The sequence below is a fragment of the Sedimentibacter sp. B4 genome (genome assembly GCF_000309315.1).
Classification (GTDB): domain Bacteria; phylum Bacillota; class Clostridia; order Tissierellales; family Sedimentibacteraceae; genus Sedimentibacter; species Sedimentibacter saalensis.
Map to the genome: position 1 here is coordinate 1 of NZ_CANG01001064.1, position 236 is coordinate 236.

General features: G+C 70.8%; 1 protein-coding gene. It reads right to left on the reverse strand.

Going from position 1 to position 236, the window contains the following annotated elements:
• A partial coding sequence (locus BN358_RS25055; protein WP_232233429.1) for a LysR substrate-binding domain-containing protein occupies nt 1-236 on the reverse strand: 236 nt, incomplete at both ends.

Consider the following 236-nt stretch of genomic DNA (forward strand, 5'->3'; position numbering starts at 1 on the left):
TCCAGTTCCACGGTGTGCTCATGCGAGAGCCGGTGGCTGGACGGCAGCACGACCGCGACCGGGTCGTCGAACAGCGGCACGATCGTGGTGCCGACCAGGTCGGCGTGCGGATCCGCCGGGTCTCCGGGGAAGCTGAACGTGATCGCGAGGTCGATGCTGCCTTCGGCGAGCATCGCCAGCGCTTCGGGCGGCTCTGCCTCGGTGTAGGCGAGGTGGAGGCCGGGGGCTGCCGGGAG